The sequence below is a fragment of the Athalassotoga saccharophila genome, assembly GCF_009936215.1.
Lineage (GTDB): Bacteria > Thermotogota > Thermotogae > Mesoaciditogales > Mesoaciditogaceae > Athalassotoga > Athalassotoga saccharophila.
On the sequence record NZ_AP019551.1, the window covers coordinates 690099 to 708984 of the forward strand.

16 protein-coding genes and 1 tRNA gene are annotated in these 18886 nt (G+C 40.8%); all 17 read left to right on the top strand.

Going from position 1 to position 18886, the window contains the following annotated elements; translation table 11 throughout:
* The first annotated feature begins 6 nt into the window (after nt 1-6).
* The 17 genes from ATHSA_RS03430 to fliF all read left to right on the top strand — a co-directional run bounded on the left by ATHSA_RS03430 (nt 7) and on the right by fliF (nt 18883).
* On the top strand, nt 7-1701 hold the full coding sequence (locus tag ATHSA_RS03430; protein ID WP_161847760.1) for a glycoside hydrolase family 2 TIM barrel-domain containing protein: 1695 nt from the start codon (nt 7-9) through the stop codon (nt 1699-1701).
* 4 nt (nt 1702-1705) lie between these two features.
* Nucleotides 1706-3091: an alpha-glucosidase AglA gene (gene aglA / locus ATHSA_RS03435; RefSeq protein ID WP_161847761.1), complete on the top strand. Its 1386-nt coding sequence runs from the start codon at nt 1706-1708 to the stop codon at nt 3089-3091.
* Nucleotides 3088-3996 carry an AEC family transporter gene (locus ATHSA_RS03440; protein ID WP_161847762.1) on the top strand — a complete coding sequence of 303 codons (909 nt, stop codon included), beginning with the start codon at nt 3088-3090 and terminating at the stop codon, nt 3994-3996. The genes aglA and ATHSA_RS03440 overlap by 4 nt, the downstream gene beginning before the upstream one ends.
* Nucleotides 3993-5291, top strand: coding sequence for an ADP-dependent glucokinase/phosphofructokinase (locus tag ATHSA_RS03445; RefSeq protein WP_161847763.1), 1299 nt, complete (start codon nt 3993-3995; stop codon nt 5289-5291). Before ATHSA_RS03440 ends, ATHSA_RS03445 begins: the two co-directional genes overlap by 4 nt.
* Nucleotides 5292-5508: 217 nt before the next feature.
* Nucleotides 5509-5787 (top strand): AbrB/MazE/SpoVT family DNA-binding domain-containing protein, encoded by a 279-nt coding sequence (locus tag ATHSA_RS03450; RefSeq protein ID WP_161847764.1) that lies wholly within the window; start codon nt 5509-5511, stop codon nt 5785-5787.
* The gene (locus tag ATHSA_RS03455) at nt 5784-6185 is read left to right on the top strand and encodes a PIN domain-containing protein (RefSeq protein ID WP_161847765.1); all 402 of its coding nucleotides are present in this window, start codon (nt 5784-5786) and stop codon (nt 6183-6185) included. The genes ATHSA_RS03450 and ATHSA_RS03455 overlap by 4 nt, the downstream gene beginning before the upstream one ends.
* 14 nt (nt 6186-6199) lie before the next feature.
* Nucleotides 6200-8422 carry a transketolase-like TK C-terminal-containing protein gene (locus ATHSA_RS03460; RefSeq protein ID WP_161847766.1) on the top strand — a complete coding sequence of 741 codons (2223 nt, stop codon included), beginning with the start codon at nt 6200-6202 and terminating at the stop codon, nt 8420-8422.
* A gap of 130 nt (nt 8423-8552) precedes the next feature.
* Nucleotides 8553-9197 carry a potassium channel family protein gene (locus tag ATHSA_RS03465; protein WP_161847767.1) on the top strand — a complete coding sequence of 215 codons (645 nt, stop codon included), beginning with the start codon at nt 8553-8555 and terminating at the stop codon, nt 9195-9197.
* Entirely contained in the window at nt 9194-9880 is a 687-nt protein-coding gene (locus tag ATHSA_RS03470; RefSeq protein WP_161847768.1) for a potassium channel family protein, read from the top strand. The genes ATHSA_RS03465 and ATHSA_RS03470 overlap by 4 nt, the downstream gene beginning before the upstream one ends.
* A gap of 101 nt (nt 9881-9981) precedes the next feature.
* Nucleotides 9982-11481 carry a TrkH family potassium uptake protein gene (locus ATHSA_RS03475; RefSeq protein WP_161847769.1) on the top strand — a complete coding sequence of 500 codons (1500 nt, stop codon included), beginning with the start codon at nt 9982-9984 and terminating at the stop codon, nt 11479-11481.
* Nucleotides 11478-11951: a DNA-binding protein gene (locus ATHSA_RS03480; protein ID WP_161847770.1), complete on the top strand. Its 474-nt coding sequence runs from the start codon at nt 11478-11480 to the stop codon at nt 11949-11951. Before ATHSA_RS03475 ends, ATHSA_RS03480 begins: the two co-directional genes overlap by 4 nt.
* Nucleotides 11952-12138: 187 nt before the next feature.
* Complete coding sequence (locus tag ATHSA_RS03485; protein WP_161847771.1) at nt 12139-12462, top strand: SPW repeat domain-containing protein; 324 nt, start codon at nt 12139-12141, stop codon at nt 12460-12462.
* A gap of 77 nt (nt 12463-12539) precedes the next feature.
* Nucleotides 12540-14489 carry an ATP-binding protein gene (locus ATHSA_RS03490; protein ID WP_161847772.1) on the top strand — a complete coding sequence of 650 codons (1950 nt, stop codon included), beginning with the start codon at nt 12540-12542 and terminating at the stop codon, nt 14487-14489.
* The gene (locus ATHSA_RS03495) at nt 14486-15820 is read left to right on the top strand and encodes a sigma-54-dependent transcriptional regulator (RefSeq protein WP_161847773.1); all 1335 of its coding nucleotides are present in this window, start codon (nt 14486-14488) and stop codon (nt 15818-15820) included. Before ATHSA_RS03490 ends, ATHSA_RS03495 begins: the two co-directional genes overlap by 4 nt.
* A gap of 35 nt (nt 15821-15855) precedes the next feature.
* A tRNA-Leu gene (locus tag ATHSA_RS03500) sits at nt 15856-15945 on the top strand.
* An 86-nt stretch (nt 15946-16031) separates the two neighbouring features.
* Entirely contained in the window at nt 16032-17318 is a 1287-nt protein-coding gene (locus tag ATHSA_RS03505; RefSeq protein WP_161847774.1) for an amidohydrolase family protein, read from the top strand.
* Entirely contained in the window at nt 17315-18883 is a 1569-nt protein-coding gene (fliF, locus tag ATHSA_RS03510; protein WP_161847775.1) for a flagellar basal-body MS-ring/collar protein FliF, read from the top strand. The genes ATHSA_RS03505 and fliF overlap by 4 nt, the downstream gene beginning before the upstream one ends.
* Nucleotides 18884-18886: the final 3 nt, after the last annotated feature.

Consider the following 18886-nt stretch of genomic DNA (forward strand, 5'->3'; position numbering starts at 1 on the left):
TTTGAATTGTTAAGACCACAGATGAATCTTTGCAGATCGACAGTCGAACTTTCTGGGATGTGGAAAATACGCGCTCACGGTAAGGAAAGGCCGATTGCTGTTTCTGCCAGTTGGAATGAACAGTACGAAGATCTTTTCTTTGAAGAGGGACCGGTCGAGTATATCTACGATCTGGATGTGCCATATGAATGGAAGGATAAACGTGTTAGATTTTATTTTGGTGCCGTGAATACAAAGAGCAGGGTATATGTAAACGATGATCTGGCAGTATCCAATGCCATTGGATATCTCCCTTTCGAATGCTACCCAAAATTGGAATACGGATCTACGAACAAAATTCGCGTCGAGGTTGAGAATAAATTATCAAAGGATGATCTGCCAGCCGGTCGAATGCCAGGCTTTGAGAGGGCCGGCAACTTTCCTCCGGCAAATTTCGACTTTTTCCCGTACGGCGGAATTATAAGGATGCCATACGCAGAAATTTCTTCAAAGGCCTCTGTTTTGGACATCAACCTCAGATGCGATAAATCCGTTCCTTCCAAAAAAATGGGTCTTGTAGAGATCACAATAGAAATGACAAAAGAGTGTATCGGGAAGAATATAGAGGTGTCGATTAATGATCTCAAAATCGCAAAAAAGATAACATCTACAAATGAAAGTTTTGATTTCGAGATCAAAAATGCCCATTTCTGGGATTTAGACGATCCTTATCTTTACGAGGTAAGATCGAGGATTCTTTATAAAGATGAATTGATCGACGAGTACAGGATAAAGACGGGCATAAGGACTATATCGTTAGACGACAAACATATAATCTTGAACGATAAACCCGTCAAATTGCTTGGCTTTGGAAAGCATGAAGAGTTCCCGGTCGAAGGGCAGGGCACCTTTAAGCCTTTGATCGTTAAAGATTACGATCTTCTAAGGTGGATAGGCGCGAATTCTTTCAGAACCTCACATTATCCTTATTCCGAAGAATGGCTCGATATGGCAGATGAACTTGGCTTTCTTGTCATAGACGAAGCGCCACACGTCGGGCTTGAGAAGTACCATTACGAAAATGAAAAGACCGTTGATCTGTGCGTGGAGGATATCAAAAGGCTTATCGACAGGGACAAAAACCATCCGTCCGTTATCATGTGGAGCGTTGCCAATGAGCCGGATTCTGCGCACCCAAAATCGGACGGATTTTTCAAAAGATTGTACGATACGGCTAAAAGTGCCGATCCGACAAGGCCGGCAACGATGGTAAGTTGCGTGCCTTTTTGCGAAAAATCGGGAGGGCCGGATGTGGCAATGAAGCATTTCGACGTCATAAGCGTGAATCGCTATTATGGCTGGTACAATCATCAAGGAAAGATAAAGGAGGCCGAGAAGTTGCTCTCGGACGATTTAGATGCGCTTTACGAGACTTACAAAAGGCCCGTGATTTTGACGGAATTCGGTGCCGATGCGATATCTGGTTTTCACGCAAACCCGGCGCAGATGTTTTCGGAAGAGTACCAGTCCGAATACATCGAGAGGTTGTTTGAAGTTGCGAGTAAAAAGGATTTTGTAACGGGCATACATGTCTGGGCCTTTGCCGATTTCAAAACGGCCCAGAATGTTCACAGGCCGCTTTTCAATTACAAAGGAGTCTTTACAAGGGACAGAAATCCCAAGATGGCTGCACATACTTTAAAAAGATTATGGAGGAGGTAATGGTATGAAGATCACATTCGTAGGAGCGGGAAGTGTAAGATACACGTTGAAATTAGTTGGCGATCTGGCAAAGACGAAAGAATTATCAGGAACTGTTGTTTCCTTGATGGATATCGACGAAAGGCGTCTTGATGCCATATACAGTCTATCTCAAAGGTACACATCTGAGATAGGCGGTAATTTGAAGTTCGAAAAGACGACGAATTTGGAGAAGGCCCTCGATGGTGCGAACTTTGTCATAAACACGGCCCTCGCACGTGGAGAAGGTCATCAGGACGGGTATGTCCAGTACGAGATAATGAGAGATATCGGTCAAAAGCATGGATATTACCGCGGAATAGATTCTCAAGAGTTCAACATGGTCTCCGATTATTACACGCTTTCGAATTACAATCAACTCAAACTCCATTTGGACATCGCAAAAGCAGTCGAGAGGATATGTCCGGACGCATACCTTATCCAAACTGCAAACCCGGTCTTTGAGATAACACAATTGGTATTGAGGCAGACGAAAGCAAAGATAATAGGATTCTGTCATGGATTCGGAGGCGTTCATGAGGTTTTCAAAACTTTGGGCCTTGATGAGAAGGAAATAGACTGGCAGATAGCCGGAGTCAATCACGGGATATTTTTAAATAGATTTATATACAAAGGAAAGAATGGATATCCCATTTTGGACGAATGGATAAAAGAAAAATTGCCAAAATGGGAATCGACGAGTCCGTGGGACATGCAGATGAGTCCTGCGGCGATGGACATGTACGAATTTTACGGGATGATCCCGATAGGCGACACCGTAAGGAATGGAACGTGGAAGTATCATTATAACCTCGAGACCAAGAAAAAATGGTTTGGAAAATTCGGAGGGATAGACAACGAAGTTGAGAGACCGAAGTTTTATGAAGAGTTAAGACAGATAAGAGAAAAGATAATAGACATTTCAAAAGATCCATCCCTTAAGTTAACGCAATCATGGCCAGAAGAATTTCCGAAAGATAAATTGAGTGGCGAACAACAAATACCATTCATAAACGCAATTGCAAATGGAAAAGAGGCAAGACTGTATCTTAACATTTTGAATAAAGGCACGATAAAGGGAATTCCAGACGATGTTGTTGTTGAAGTGCCTGTCAGGGTAGACAAAAAAGGGATTCATCCAGAAAAGATAGATCCTGATTTGACGGATAGAATAAAGAAGATGTATCTGACGCCGAGGATAATGAGGATGGAAATGGCACTCGAGGCCTTTATAACCGGAGACAGACGGGTACTCGAGGAGATTTTAATAAGGGATCCAAGGACGAAGTCTGAGAAACAGGTGAAGGATGTCTTGGACGAGATAATGAATTTGCCTTTCAATTCTGAGATGAAAAAACATTACAGATCGTGATATACAAAATTCTTTCATACCTTGTGATAATAGCAATAGGATATTTTCTTAAATCGATCAATTTTTTGAATGAGACAGAAGGAAGGGCCTTTTCGAAGATAGTCATATACATAACGCTTCCTGCCGTCATAATTCAGGCCGTTACAAGCGTAAAACTTACCCTTCCGCTTTTCTCGTTGACGGCCTTCGGAATTTTGACGACACTCACACTTATGATCGCGGGCTTTTTGATCTTTCGAAGATCGAATGCCGCCCGCGGTACAAAAGGATCTTTGATCTTGACATTCAACGGCCTGAACTTGGGGTTGTTTGCGTATCCTTTTGCCCAGTTATTGTGGGGAGGGAAGGGCCTTGCTTACATGTCGATTTTCGACATGGGAAATGGCCTCATGATATACACGGTAGGATATGCGATAGCGATACTTTTTTCTGAGGACGGATTCAGCACAAAAGAGGTTATCAAAAAGGTTTCGACCTTCCCGCCTTTGCTTGCGATATTTGGAGCCATAATTTTGAACCTTTCTTTATCGAATGCAGATATACTTTCTGAATTTCTTGGAATATTCAGCGGGGCAAATGCATTTTTGTCTCTTTTGACGATAGGCATCTTTTTGAACTTTGAAAGGTTAAGGGTCGAATTCAGGAATATGGCAAAGGCCATTTCTTTTAAATATCTCATTGGTGCCGCGTTAGGCGTGACATTTTACTTTGTGCTAAGGATATTTGAGCCATCAAATGCGCTGATGGCTCAAGTTGTGCTTTTGAGTGCCCTTATGCCTGCACCGCTTTTGACGCTTTTGTACTCGATAGACAAAAAACTCGATCCTGAACTTGCCGGCGGTACGGTAACGACAACCGTTATCGTAAGTTCGATATTTCTTTTGTGCTTTGGAGGCATTGTATGAAGATATACGATGGTGTGATTGACTGGGGAATCAAAAGGGCACGTGATTCAAAGATGATAGCCCTTGGCTTTCACTCGGTCATAGATGGTCTTGTAAAGGTCGATCCGCAAAAGTTTGGCAATTTGGATCTCGCAATTCCACGGGAACTTTCAGCGCTTCCTGATTCGATAAAGTGTATCGATGATTTTTGGAAAGGTCTGATTTTTTCTTTCGTCAATGGAAGTGCTCTTCAGTTGATGATCGATTCGAAGGAAGTTTACGAATGGATAATGAAAACCTTTGGGACTGGCACTTTAAGGCTTGGCGGGACATCGGCCAACATGGCAAAGGGCCTTGTGCCATTTCCCTTTGAAAAGATTTTAGTCTACGTGTATCCTTTAGAAAAGGAGATTGCAAACCTCTTTCCGAATTCTAAAAACCTTTTCGTCGTCGGAAAGCATGGCCTTGATCATCCCATCAACGCGTATGACGGAGAAGGAATCGAGGCCATACACTGGATTTTTGAATTTTCTCAAGGCCAATCTATGACGATTAAGGGCAAAATTTACACCTGTCCGAGATCCAACAGGTTCATAGCCTCATGGAATCCCGTCAATTCAAAGTTGGAAGTAAGAGATCCATTCAAATCTTACGTCATAGAACATGCGCAAGATATCTCTCATTTCCTTGTTTCTGGCTTTCACATCATGCAAGAGATTTATCCAGACGGAGAGACGGTCGATGATAGAATCGATAAACTTTTGGAATTTGTAATGGCCTTAAGAGAGAAAAATTCGAGGATGAAATTTCATCTCGAATTCGCCTCGATAAGACGTGATGGTGTAAGAAAGGCTGTGGAGGAGAAATTATTTTCAAGATTCGATAGCCTTGGCCTTAACGAGGTCGAACTTTCATGGGTTGCAAGGGATATTGGGTACGATGAAAAAGATATTTTGAATCTGGACGTTGAAAGGATATCTCAGATAATATCCAAAATCATGAGAGGGAATCTTTCGAGAGTGCATTTTCATGCGCTTGGCTTTTATCTACTTGCATTGAAGGAAGGTTACAATCTTGAATCTCAAAAAAAGGCCCTTGCCTTTGCGTCTCTTGCGGCGGCCCAGAGGGCAATGGATGGGGAGATAAATTTGGAAAGATTCAAGTACATGTTGGATATTCCCGAAAAGTACGATTACAAAGAATGGGAAGAAGATGGAATTCATTTCATTCTCTTTCCGACGAAGGTCGTTCCATCTCCCAAAATAACGGTTGGCCTTGGCGATACGATATCTTCTTTGGGCTTCGTGCTGGGATGAATTGGCAGGTGGAGTAAAATTGAGAATTAAAAATTGAAAATTGGCAATTCTCAATTTGCAATTGTAAGTTTATGGTGTTTACCCCTCACTCGTCTAATCCTTTAAAATTCTGAACAGATGAAACACCACGACTTTAATGTAATGAAAAGTAGGAAGTGTTAATATGGTATACTTAAAATATAAGTAATACCATATTTTAAGTAAGGAGTTGGTTTTTATGCCGAAAAATTTGAATGTTTCTAAAATAACAAGGAAAGGTCAGGTAACCATTCCAAACTCAATAAGGAAATCTCTTAACATATCTCCGAATGATGTCGCAGAGTTCAAAATAGTAAATGGTGAAATTTATTTAACAATAAGGCCAAGCAATCTTTCCATGTTAGAAAAGAATTTTGGCAAAGTTAAACCACTTACGAGGCCCGAGAATTTCAAGGAGATTCGAAAAGACTTCGAAGAAAAAGTGGGCGATGAGGCAGAAAAAGAGATGAAAAAATGAGATTCATAGACACAAATGTGTTTTTAAGATATTTTACGGCAGACGATCCTGAAAAATCAAAAAATTCTCTTGAATTGCTAAAGAAGATCGAAAATGGGGAAGAGATGGTAACAACCTCCTCTCTTGTTATCTTTGAGACGATCTTTACGCTTGAACATTCTTACAAAGTCCCAAGGTCTGATATTTTACAATTGTTAGAACCAATCTTGAATCTTAAAGGACTTTCTCTCGAAAATAAATCAACTTTCATAAAAGCGCTAAAGATTTATTCAGGAGGAACCTTTTCTTTTGCCGATGCTTTTAACGTTGCAGTGATGAAAAAAATGAATATAAAAGAAATATACAGTTATGACAGAGATTTTGACAAGATCGATGAAATAAAAAGGATAGAGCCATAAAGAGGTGATTTGAATTGAATTTTGAAGAACTTGAAATTATAAAGGATGTAACGGGCCAGTTGATAGACTTTACGCTTAATTTAAGGCAGAGTGGCCATCCAGGAGGATCAAGATCGAAGATGCACTCATTTTGGTCTATGGTCTTTTCGGATTATTCTCACTTTGATTTTATCCATCCTGAAAATCCTCTTTCGGACAGGTTTATTCTTTCTGCCGGCCATACGGTCCCTTTGATCTACGCTGCGCTAACTGTGATCGGGGAATCTTTCAAAAAAAGATTCGAAGAAACAAAAGATGAAAGGTTCTTTATAGATCCGTCCAAGATCGTGCTTTTGGACGATCTCTTGAAATTCAGACACAGAGATGGCCTTTCGGGTCATGCCGAGTTTTCGGGAAAGACTTTGTTTTTGAAATTCAACACGGGCCCTGCCGGCCATGGTCTCCCCGCCTCCGTTGGAGAGGCTCTTGCTCTCAAACGTGCGGGATTAGATGTGAGAGTATGGTTAATCGAGGGAGAAGGCGCTCTAAGTGCGGGTGCCTCTCACGAGTCCAAAAATTCCGCATACGGTTTGGGGCTTGACAATTTGTACTGGCTTATAGACTGGAATGACTTCGGAATAGACGATCATCCGGTAAGCAAAGTCATCCACGGTACGCCAGATGATTGGTTTAGACCTTACGGATGGAATGTCGCCGGATGCGAGGACGGACATAACTGGGAAAAGATCTTTGATGCTTTCAAAAGGATAGAATCTCAAAGAGGAAAGAATCTTCCAAACGCGATATGGTTTAAGACAAAAAAGGGTTACGGCTACGGCCTCTACGACAACAAATCCCATGGGAGCCCTCACAAGGCAAATTCGGAGATCTTCTGGCGGACGAGAGATGAGTTCATTGAAAAATACAAAGTTGATTTTGAAGGATACGGTAAACCCGCACCGGATGGAGATGAATTCGTAAAACAAACGAGGGTGAATTTAAAAAAGGTCATCGATGTGATCCTTGAAAATGATGGTCTTGTTGAGAAGATTACCGACGAACTCATCCAAAAAAGAGCCGTAATTTCAAAAAGATCCTTTGTTTTAAACTCGCGAATTTTCGATGATGAATCTCTTTTCGATTATAATTCATATCCTAAAGAGATCTTTTTTGACCCGGGATCTAAGGTTGCGAACAGACAGGCGCTTAAGTCCTGGGGGGCATGGATAAATGCCGTAAGTGCTAAAAAATACGGAAGACCGTTATTTTTAGCGGCCTCTGCCGATCTGACCGAATCAACGAATCTCTCCGGATTTGGCGAAGGATTTGGAGATTTCAAAGGATACGGATGGTACGATAGAGATTCGAATTTGGAAGGCGTACTTTTGCCTCAAGAGATTACAGAATTTGCGAATGCAGGCATTTCCGCAGGTGTTGCGAGTGTAAATTTGTCGGATAAGCCTTACGAGAAATTCAATGGTTTTTGGATGGCAACCTCCACGTACGGAGCATTTGCGTATTTGAAATACGGACCTTACAGGTTATTTTCTCAGATGGCACAAGATTGCCCGATAAAACTTGGTAAAATTTTGTGGGTTGTGGGCCATTCGGGTCCCGAGACGGCAGACGATTCGAGAACCCATTTTGGAATTTTTTCGACGGTTGTCACACAATTATTCCCAAAAGGTCATATAATCAACGTATATCCGTGGGAGGCAAATGAGGTGCCCGTTTTGTTAGGGGCGGCGCTTTCGAAAGATGTACCTATCGTCGCGCTTCATCTGACAAGGCCTCCTATTGAGATACCGGACAGAGAAAAGATGAAACTTCCATCTCACTTTGAGGCCGCAAAAGGTGCTTACCTGATAAGAGATTTCAAATCAGGAAAGCGCGATGGTACTATCCTTGTAAGGGGCACCATGACGACATATAATCTTTTAAAAATTCTCGACATTTTAGACAGGTACAACTTGAAGATCGTCTCAATCCCTTCAAAGGAACTCTTCGATATGCAGCCGAAAGAGTACAGAGAAAAGATATTACCGTGGGAAGATTGGGAGGAGTCAATGGTCATAACGAATGAATCTTTGAAGGCCGTCGATGACTGGATAGCGACGAAAAAGTATATTCAGTATTGTATGTCTTCTGACTGGGACAATCGCTGGCGCACAGGCGGTACCGTGGATGAGGTCATGAACGAGGCACATCTTTCATCCGAGTACATTCTCGAGGGCATAGAAAGGTTTGTCAAAAGGTGAACGGACAAATTATTGACAATTGTTAATTGAAAATTGTCAATTCTCAATTCTTACGTGCTACGTGCCAAACTACGGGGCGATTCGAGATTTGAACTCTATTTGGTATAATTAACCCAATGAGGCGATAGATATGTACGTTATAATAGTCGGATGTGGATATTTCGGGGCATCCTTGGCCCTAAAACTTGCAGATGAAGGAAATGATGTTGTAGTTATCGATAAAGATAAAACGTCATTTTCCAAACTTGGAATGGCTTTTAACGGACTTACGATCATAGGAGTTGGCATCGATGAGGATGTTCTCAAGAAGGCTGGAATCGAGAAGGCCGATGCCGTTATCGCGGCAACACGTGACGACAACACGAATATCATGATAGCCGAAATTGCCAAGAAGATTTACAAAGTGCCGAAAGTGATCGCGAGGGTCTATCTTCAATCGAAAGTTGGAATTTACAAAGATTTTGACATCGATTTTGTCTGTCCCACGACGATAGGCGTGGAAGAGATGTACAACATGATCTTCTCTGATGGTACAAAATTGCGTGCGAATGTCGGCGATGGCTTTTCGATTTTTGAAGTTGTTGTGCGTAAGGACAAGAATTTCAAAGTGGAAGAGATTGAGTCAAAATTCGATGTTAGAATTTGTGCTGTAAAAAGAGGTAATTTCGAGATCGCATCTGAAGATCTCAATTTACAAAAAGATGACGTAGTGGTGATTTTATCCGATCTGGAAGAAGCAAAAAAAGTTTCAAAATACTTCGGTGATGTCGAATGAAAATAATAATTGTCGGCGGCGGTAAAGTAGGGTACTATCTTCTCAAGACACTTTACGGTAAGAAACATAAGATTTCGATAATAGAAAGAGATCCCGTCAAATGTGCCCGAATTGCCGAAGAAATGGGCAATGTGAATGTCATAAACGGTGACGGTACTGAGGTAAAAGACCTTAGAGAAGCAGGCGCTGAAGACGCGGATGTGATTGCGGCCGTCACCGGGAAGGATGAGGTAAATCTCATCTCTTGTCAGATCGCCAAGAAAAATTTCAACATTCCAAAAACGATAGCAAGAGTTAACAACCCAAAAAATGAAGTCGTGCTCAAATCTTTGGGCGTTGACAATGTCGTTTGCTCGACGGCCTTCATTGCAAATGTAATCGAGCAGGAGGTTGTGCTCGGGGCGATAAGATCACTTTTGACATTTTACCATGGCGATCTCAACATTTTGGAAATAAAGGTACCTCATAACTCTCCATCCAATGGAAAAAGGATCATGGATATCAAATTGCCGAGAGACAGCATAATCATAACTGTCATAAAAGCAGATAAACCAATAGTTCCGAGAGGTGATACGCAGATAGATGAAGATGATCTTGTCATAATAATGTCGAGAAAGGACAAGATTGATGAGATAAAAGCCATTCTTGTCGGGACAGGTGATGAAAATGAGGCAAAGAATTGAAAAGATAAAAGATACCTCGATAGGGATTTTAATAGAGGTAGGATATTCTGTCCTCCTCATTGGAGTTGCTTTTTTGATAGGATATTTAATCGTCCGCTGATATGAGCAAAAATATCGTCTATTCTGATTTAAAAATAATAAATTATTACACCGCAAAAATAGTTGAGACGATGGGATGGGTAATGACCATTCCGCTTGTTACTGCTTTGATCTTTGAAGAATGGAATACGGCAATAGATTTTGGAATAGGGATGGCCATCTCTTTTATTTTTGGATTCACGCTTGAGATTTTGTGTCGTGATCATGAAAAAGAGTTGGACTGGATTCACGGGATGTTCATAGCGGCATACGCGTGGATAATTCTTACGATCATCGATGCAGTTCCCGGATATCTTTCCGGACATTACCTTTCTTTTCTGGATTCAGTCTTTGATGTCATGAGTGGATTCACTACAACGGGTCTTGTGCTTATTCAAAGAATGTACGATCTTTCGATAGGAATGAACATGTGGAGGGCACTTCTTACCTTTGTTGGCGGTCAGGGTATGATCGTTCTTTCTTTGAGTTTTCTCATAGGCATGCGCGGTGGCTATGCAATGTACATAGGGGAAGGAAAAAGCGAGAAACTCCTTCCGAGTTTTACAAAAACTGCGAGGGCAATATGGGATATAAGCCTTATATACCTTGCCATCGGAACTATCGCATTGTTTATAGCAGGTCTTTTTATAGGGCTAAAGCCTGTAAACGCACTTTTGAATGGTATATGGATCTTCATGTCGGCATGGAGCACGGGAGGCTTTGCCCCACATTCGCAAAATATTCTTTATTATCACAGCATGCTTTACATGCTTATAACGATGGTGATCTTCATAATAGGTTCTTTCAATTTCGCACTTCATTATGCCGTAATGAACAAAAACAGAAAAGAAATATATAAAAATATAGAAACACAGTCTTTTTTCATAACCGTTCTTATAACCTTTACCATAGTTGCTATTGGTCTTGTTAGAAATAACGTCTATCCGAATGCGGTCATCCTTTTTACCAAGGGATTTTATCAGTTGATCTCCGCACACACGACAACCGGTTTTATGAACATATATCCATCACAGTTTGGATCATGGGGAACACTTGCAATGGTCGGCATAACGATCGCAATGCTCATAGGTGGGAGCACAAGTTCGACTGCTGGGGGGATAAAGGGAATGAGAATCGGCATAATCGCAAAATCTTTTGCCTTCGAGACAAAAAAACTTTTCATGTCATCGAAATCGGTCAAGGTGCAAAAATTCCATAATCAGGAAGATATCGATCTCGATAACGAGATCGTCAAAAATGCCATGGTCATAACGATGATGTACATTCTTTCATTCATTGTAGGTCTTATAATAACGCTCATTTACAAATATCCGATAGAAAAGGCCGCATTTGAAGTTGCATCGGCTCTTGGAAATGTCGGACTCTCGACCGGTATTACCTCTCCTTCGATGCCGGACGTGCTGAAGGTACTTTTTATAATCTTGATGTGGGTTGGCAGGCTTGAATTCATGGCCGTTATAGCCTTTGTTGCCTATCCATTTTTGGGGGCAAAAAGAAGATGAAAGATCTCGCCTTTTTTGTATTTATGATCTTTTTTGTGTCCGTGATTTTTGCCATGCCGACTATATCCGATATGATAAACAATCCGTCAACGTACGATGGAAAATTTTTGACAGTCCAGGGTCAGGCCGTCGGAAGTATAATGAGAAGAGGAGATTATGCCTGGGTAAACATGACAGACGGTTCTCAGACTCTCGGCTTTTGGATGCCTTATTCCCTTGCGACGCAGATAAAGTACACGGCGAGTTATAATTTCAAAGGCGATCTTTTGACAGTTGAAGGGACCTTCGTTGCCATGTCTTTGAAACATGATGGAGATATGGAGTTTGACGTTTCAAAAATAGTTAAAATCGTTCCGGGCGGCAGAATTGCCCACAAAATCGATCTCGATAAAGTTATCTTTTTGATCTTTTTATCTTTGATAGTCTCGCTTTTGTGGATTTTGAAAAAAAGGATATTCTCCAAGGTGTGAAGAAAAAATTCGCAGTAGATTTTCAGAATTAACGCGTGTTTTTAAAAAAGTGCGAAGAAAATCTTCGCACTTTTTTGCTTGGCGATGAGAGAGATCATTTTGAAATCGTTGAAAAGGCTCATCTTTTTATGTTGGCACGATTGTTGCTAATCAAAATTGGAAAGAAAATTCGATGGAGGTGATTTGTATGACATGGAGAGGCTGGATAACTTTGATAATAGGAGGAATATGGCTTATAATAGCGTCATTTATTCCTCTCGGTGGAATGGGAAATCTCGTCAACGATCTGCTCGTTGGAATAATAGTGGCGATATTTGGATTTTTGATGATTCCAGAGCATGCGGCATGGCAGGGATGGATCATAGGTTTGATAGGCGGTGTATGGATGATTATAGCGGCCTTCATCCCCGGGATTACCCACTCCTACGTTGCCAATCTTGTCAATAATTTAATAGTTGGTATCATAGTGCTTATCGTCTCTTTGTTCGAAAGGCCAAAGAAAACGGCATGAATTCGATCTGAGTTTTGAAGAAGACTGGCATATGCCAGTCTTCTTTTATGTTAGGATCGATATGAGGGGATGAGAATGTGCCTGTCGAATTTTACTTCAATTTTGCAAGTTTCATCGCCAATTTGATCTTGTTCTTTGTGGCTTTGAGGTATTACTTTTACGCCAAGAAAACTCTCAATCCTTACCTTATTTTAATGGTTACAACATCTTTTCTGTGGAATGTGGCGCTTTTTTTCGATATGATCGATCTAACTACTTCAACGGCACTTCTGTCCGTTTTCTTTATTCTTTTTGGGATCATTCCAGTTCTTATGATATCTTACGCATTTAGATTTAAAGTACTTTATTTTTTTGAATTCGGAATACTTTTGGTTGGTTCAATTTTAACCTACTTTTTTCTATTTTCGAAGACAGATCTCGTCTCTTTAGGAATACTCTCAACGTTAAACGTTGTCTTTTCGATATTTTTCATGACCAAAAAGTATACAGACATAATTTCTTTTTTTGCAAGATCTAAGGTACAAACTTACATCGTTTTTTACGGTCTTTTCGAAGTGCTTGAAGTTATAATTTTTTGGCTATGGATTTATCATAACGTTATGTGGCCATACATTTCGGTGATGAATTCCATTCTAATTCCGATCTATCTTTACACGATAGTTGATCTTGTCTACGAGATAAGAATGGTCCAGATTTCGAAGGCTTTTTTGAAGAATATTCTTTACGGATCGATGATCTCTCTTTTGATATCTTTTATTTTGATAATAAGTTATTACACCAATTTTTATTTCTCAAAAAGTTCGAGTTTGATCCAATTCTTTTCGATATCCTTTATCGTGATATTTTTGTCCTTTTTGGTCTTCGGAGATTACCTTCAAAAGATAGACGAGTTCTTTGAGAGAATTTTACGCACAGGACGAGGATATAAAAGAGAGAAGACCATAAATTTTGTCAGAAAAAGTCTCGAAATAGATTCTCTCGAAGATCTTGAACCTCTTATAGTCGATTACGCGTCGAGTGTTTTGAACACAGAAGACATAGAGTTATTCTTCAAAGACGATGATGGCAATTACAGATCCTTAAAAAGGACTCTAAGTCAAAAAGAAATTCCGTGTGGCGATATATTGAAGGTCGTGGACCTTTACAGCCTTCCATCTGCGGGGGTATTTTCTGAAAAAGAGTTGCTTGTATGGATGAAGAATGCCGGTAAGGTTGAGGGGTTCATGGTCTTGGGTCATAAAAAAAGCGGAAGGTACTCTTCAGAAGATCTTGAGTGGATCGATACGCTGTCAAATCACCTAACCTTCTTTCTATCGAGATACAGAAGCATTCAAAGGGTTATGAAGATCGAAAAGCAGATGATCTTTCAAGAAAGAATGGCAGCCCTTGGTAAACTCTCTTCTGGCGTTACTCATGAAATAAGGAATCCTCTTAACATAATTTCCACATCTATCCAGATGTTAAAAAAAGGCACAGATCCACATCAAAATGAGAAATTGTGGAAATACATAGATGAGGAACTTTCAAGAATCAATTCGATTCTCGAAAATTTCCTCTATTTTGCCCGTCAAAAACCCCCCGTCGTGGAAGAAGGCGATCCCGTCGAGATAGTCAAAAAGATCGCCTTACTTTTAAGTGAAAGCGCTTCGAAAAGATCTATCGAGATAAGAACCTCTTTTCCTTCTCCCTTCCTCGCGAAATTTGACAAGTCAATGCTTATGGAGATACTCCTTAACATAGGTACAAACGCGCTCGATGCCGTTGATGAGGGAAAGTGGATATCTTTTGAAGTTGAAAAGTTTGAAAATCATTTTAGAATTTCTGTTTCTAACAATGGCAAAGTTATTCCACAGTCCGATCTTCAGCGTATCTTTGAACCATTTTACACCACAAAGGAAAATGGAACGGGTCTTGGACTTTCAATAGTTTACAACTATGTAAATGCCATGGGTGGCAAAATCGACGTTAAGAGCGATGAAGACGAAACGAGATTTTCTATAACTCTTCCGGTGGAGGTGAAGGCATGAACACAGTGCTTTTCGTCGACGATGAAGGTTACATGTTAGAACTCATGAAGATGAACTTTTCAAAGAAATACAATGTTTTGACGGCACAAAGTGGTCTTGAGGCCCTCGATGTAATTCGCAAAAATCGTGTAGATCTTGTTGTGACGGATATAAAGATGCCAAAAATGGATGGAATGGAACTTTTAAAAATTGTAAGAGATCAGTTCGATCTGCCCGTCATAATAATCACGGCCTTCGGAACGATAGAAAATGCCGTTGAGGCCATCAAAAAGGGAGCCTACGATTACATAACAAAGCCCATAAACTTGGAAGATCTTGAGACAAAGATAGACAGAAGTATAGAATACGTCAACATAAAAAGAGAAAATTCGATATTGAGAGAGAGAATAAAGAGATCTTCGAATATCATCACAAAAAGCGAAAAAATTCTCAAAATCCTCGATAAAATTCCACAGTACGCGAATCTCGATCTTCCAATTCTCATTCTCGGAGAGAGCGGGACTGGGAAGGAACTTATTGCGCGCGCAATTCATGATCAAAGTTCAAGGTGTACCGGCCCCTTCATAGCGGTTAACATGTCGGCAGTTCCGGCAGAACTTTTCGAAAGCGAATTTTTCGGATACGAACAGGGAGCCTTTACGGGAGCAAATTCAAGAAAGATCGGAAAATTTGAGGCGGCCAACGGTGGAACACTTTTTCTCGATGAAATAGGGGATATGCCACTCGAAGATCAGGCAAAGTTGCTCAGGGTACTTCAGGACTTCAAAATAACAAGGCTTGGAAGCGTTGAGGAAAGGAAGGTTGATTTTAGGCTTATAAGTGCCACGAATAAACCACTCGAGAAGATGATAGAAGAAAAAAAGTTCAGAGAAGATCTTTATTACAGGATAAATGTCATAAGAATAGAGATTCCACCGTTGAGAGAAAGACCAGAAGACATCGAACTTCTTTCAAATTATTACGTGAACAAATACGCAGAACAGATGAAAAAAAGTGTCGGGATTTCGCCAAAAGCGATGGAGATGCTGAAGTCTTACAAATGGCCCGGAAATGTTCGGGAATTACAAAATGTGATCCTGAGGGCTGTCTTGAATGCAGAAGGCGAGATAACGGCAAAAGATCTGCCATTAGAAGTCTCTGGAGACGAGATCACCGATTACAAGACCTTTCTACTTAGAAAACGCATCGAGAGGGATAAACTTTACCGCCAACTCGAGAATCAATTCGTTTCTTCACTGCTTTTTAAGGCTGGAGGAAATGTTTCAAAGGCTGCGGAAATGGCTAAGATGGACAGGCGCCTTCTTCAAAATATGATAAAACATCTCAGTTGAATTTTTATCCTTATTATGATAGAATAAAATAGCATGCCGAGATGGCGGAACTGGCAGACGCGCTGGACTCAAAATCCAGTGAACCGGAAAGGTTCGTGTGGGTTCAATTCCCACTCTCGGCACCATTAGCGGTCTTAAGACCGCTTTTAAATTTATGGTTCAAAGTGGTAAAATGATCATCGAGGAATCCAAAAATGAGGGGGTCGCATCAATGCTTATTACAAACGTTAAGATCGTTACCAACGATCTTGAAACCGGAATGATAGAAGACGGTGCGTTAGAGATAAATGGAGACGAAATAGTAGATATAGGCAAAAAAGAAGATTTGGAGAAAAAATATCTCCAAGTTGAAAAGGAAATCATAGATGGCGCAGGAAGAGTTGTTTTGCCTGGCTTTATAGACGCTTACGTGAATTTCGAATCCTTGATCTTTCCCGATTTTGGGGTAGAAGAAAGGACTGGGATTTCTCACGAAGACTTGAAGAAAAAGATATACGATATTTTTCAGAATATCTTCAACGATGAGGTTTTCTTCACAGTTACAGAAAAGGTTGCGTGGGAGGGATTAAGACACGGTATAACTTGTGTTGCCGGATCGATAGAGAGATATTTGCACAAAATAGAGGTTGAAAAAACTCTTGAGGCCGTATCGAATATCTGGCCTTTTAAATTCGCAGTCGGCGAAAGTGTCCAGACTCCGGAAGACCTTCAAAGGCTTTTGAAATCCGGGGAAAAGCCAAAGTACATTCCGCTCAATTCGATAACGAATTTCGATGATTATTCGATGAGTTTGCTCAGAGATTTCGCAAGGTCAATAGACGCATTTGTCGTCATACTCTTATCTGACGAAAAGAGAGAAGAACAGGAGGCCTTTGCCAAATACGGCATGTCTAATCTCGAAAGGTTAAGACATCTTAATCTGCTCGATGATAAAATGCTTATAGTCAACGCAAGACATTTTACGGAAACGGATCTCGATGTTATGGCCGCATCTGGCACGATGGCTATCTATTGCACAAGGCAGATGATGACACATGGAAGCCAATTTCCGAATATAGATGGAATGATGGGAAGAAGCATAAATGTATCCTTGGGTACAGGCACTATACCAGACCTTTCTATTCTCATGGAGGCTCAAGTTACATTTTTACTTAGAAAAATGTTAAAAGAAGGCGAGGACTTCGATTCGATATATCAAACGAAAAAGATGTTACTCGAAAACAGTTATCGGCTCGGTACAAAACTCTTTGATAAACCGATGGGCAAATTGATACCCGGCTACGCGGCAGATATGGCTATATACGATTGTGATTGTTCTCTTGGAAATGGGAAAAGACCTGTTTTGAGGAAGTTGATCTTCGATTTTCTAAGAGACGCGAAAGTTTACATGACGATTGTGAATGGTAAGATCGCATACGATTCCGGAAGAACATACGAAAGCGATCTTGAGGATAGACTTGAAGAGATAAGAAGGAAAGTGATATCCAATCTAAGATGAATTTCAAAGACGTTTGGTCAAAGATAAAACAATTTTACAACGATCGTTTTAAACCTTTGAGCACAAATCAAAAGATTTTGTGGATAAGTCTTTTTGCCGGAATTATAGTTGTTTTTTCGATCTTGATTTACATTAATTCCATTCCAAAGTACGTCGTTCTTGTTTCAAACATATCAGATACAAATGCCGGCAGCATAATAAACGATCTTCAAAAACTCGGAATTCCCTATAAGGCAGGCCCCAATGGCACTATATACATTCCGGCTTCCCAAAACGTTTACGAGGTCAGAATGAAACTCGCCACAGATGGCCTTCTCGGACCCACTGCCGGCGTTCAGGGATACAGTCTTCTTACGAACAATTCTCTCGCTTCTCTTGGAATGACGAGTTTTGACAGACAGGTCGAGTACCAGATAGCACTTGCCGGCGAACTCGAGGGAAGTATAGATATGCTTTCGCCGGTTCAATACTCGAAGGTCTTTCTTTCTTTGCCAAAGTACACCTATTACGTCCCGGGTCAGGAAGAAAAGCCTACCGCCTCAGTTTTGGTCGTTTTAAAGCCCAACATGCAACTTTCTCAAAATCAGATCCTCGGTATTGCCAACCTTGTTGCGGGGGCAGTTGGCAATATGTCGATATCCGATGTGAAGATCGTCGATCAGTATTCGAACGTTTTAAGTAACGAAATAGATCTTTCTCAAAATGCGATGGTTGCGACCTCTAAACTTCAACTCCAGCAAATGGTTGAAAAGTATTACGTTTCAAAGGTTTTAGGAGTCCTTTACAATGTTTTTGGCTACGGAAATGTAGCGGTGGCGGCCAACGTTCAACTTGACTGGCAACAGATAACAGAGGAAAACAAAACCTACGTTCCTTACGATGCTAAGAATAACACCGGCGTCATTTCAAACCAGCAACAGCAAACAAGTGTCTCTTCCAATGGTGTTCCTTCTGGCCCTGTAGGTATGGCTTCGAATATACCCCCGACTTATGTCAGTACAAATCCTTCTTCGACCGTATCGAGTTATTCGAACACCATAACGAATTACGACGTCTCTCAGGTTTACCAAAAGATAATAAATGATAAATCTGGAGACATAAAAGATTTAACGATGACGGTCTTTTTGAATTCGACGAATACCTCTCTTATTCCAACGATTCAATCTGCCGTTGCCATGTCTGTGGGCGCTTCGACTTCAAATATAAAGGTTCTGGCCATGCCATTCAACAACAGCGCTGAGGTAATGGCGCAGAAAGCCCTTCAACAATCAGCAGAAGCGCAAAGATTTAGACTTATAGTGATATATTCGATTCTACTTTCAATACTTTTAACGGTCGCGATCTTTTACATGACAGTCAGAATGAGAAGAAGAAAGAAGATAAAAGAAGTGGAGGAAAGAAGGAAGAGGATAGAGGCGGAGGCCGCAGAAATTGCAAAAAAGGCCCAGCAGGTCGAACCTCAAAATGGAGAGATGCTTAAACTTGAAAATAACGTTACCGCGTGGATAGACAAGGATCCAGAAGATGTTGCCCAGATAATAAAGTTGTGGATAAATAAGGAGTGAAAA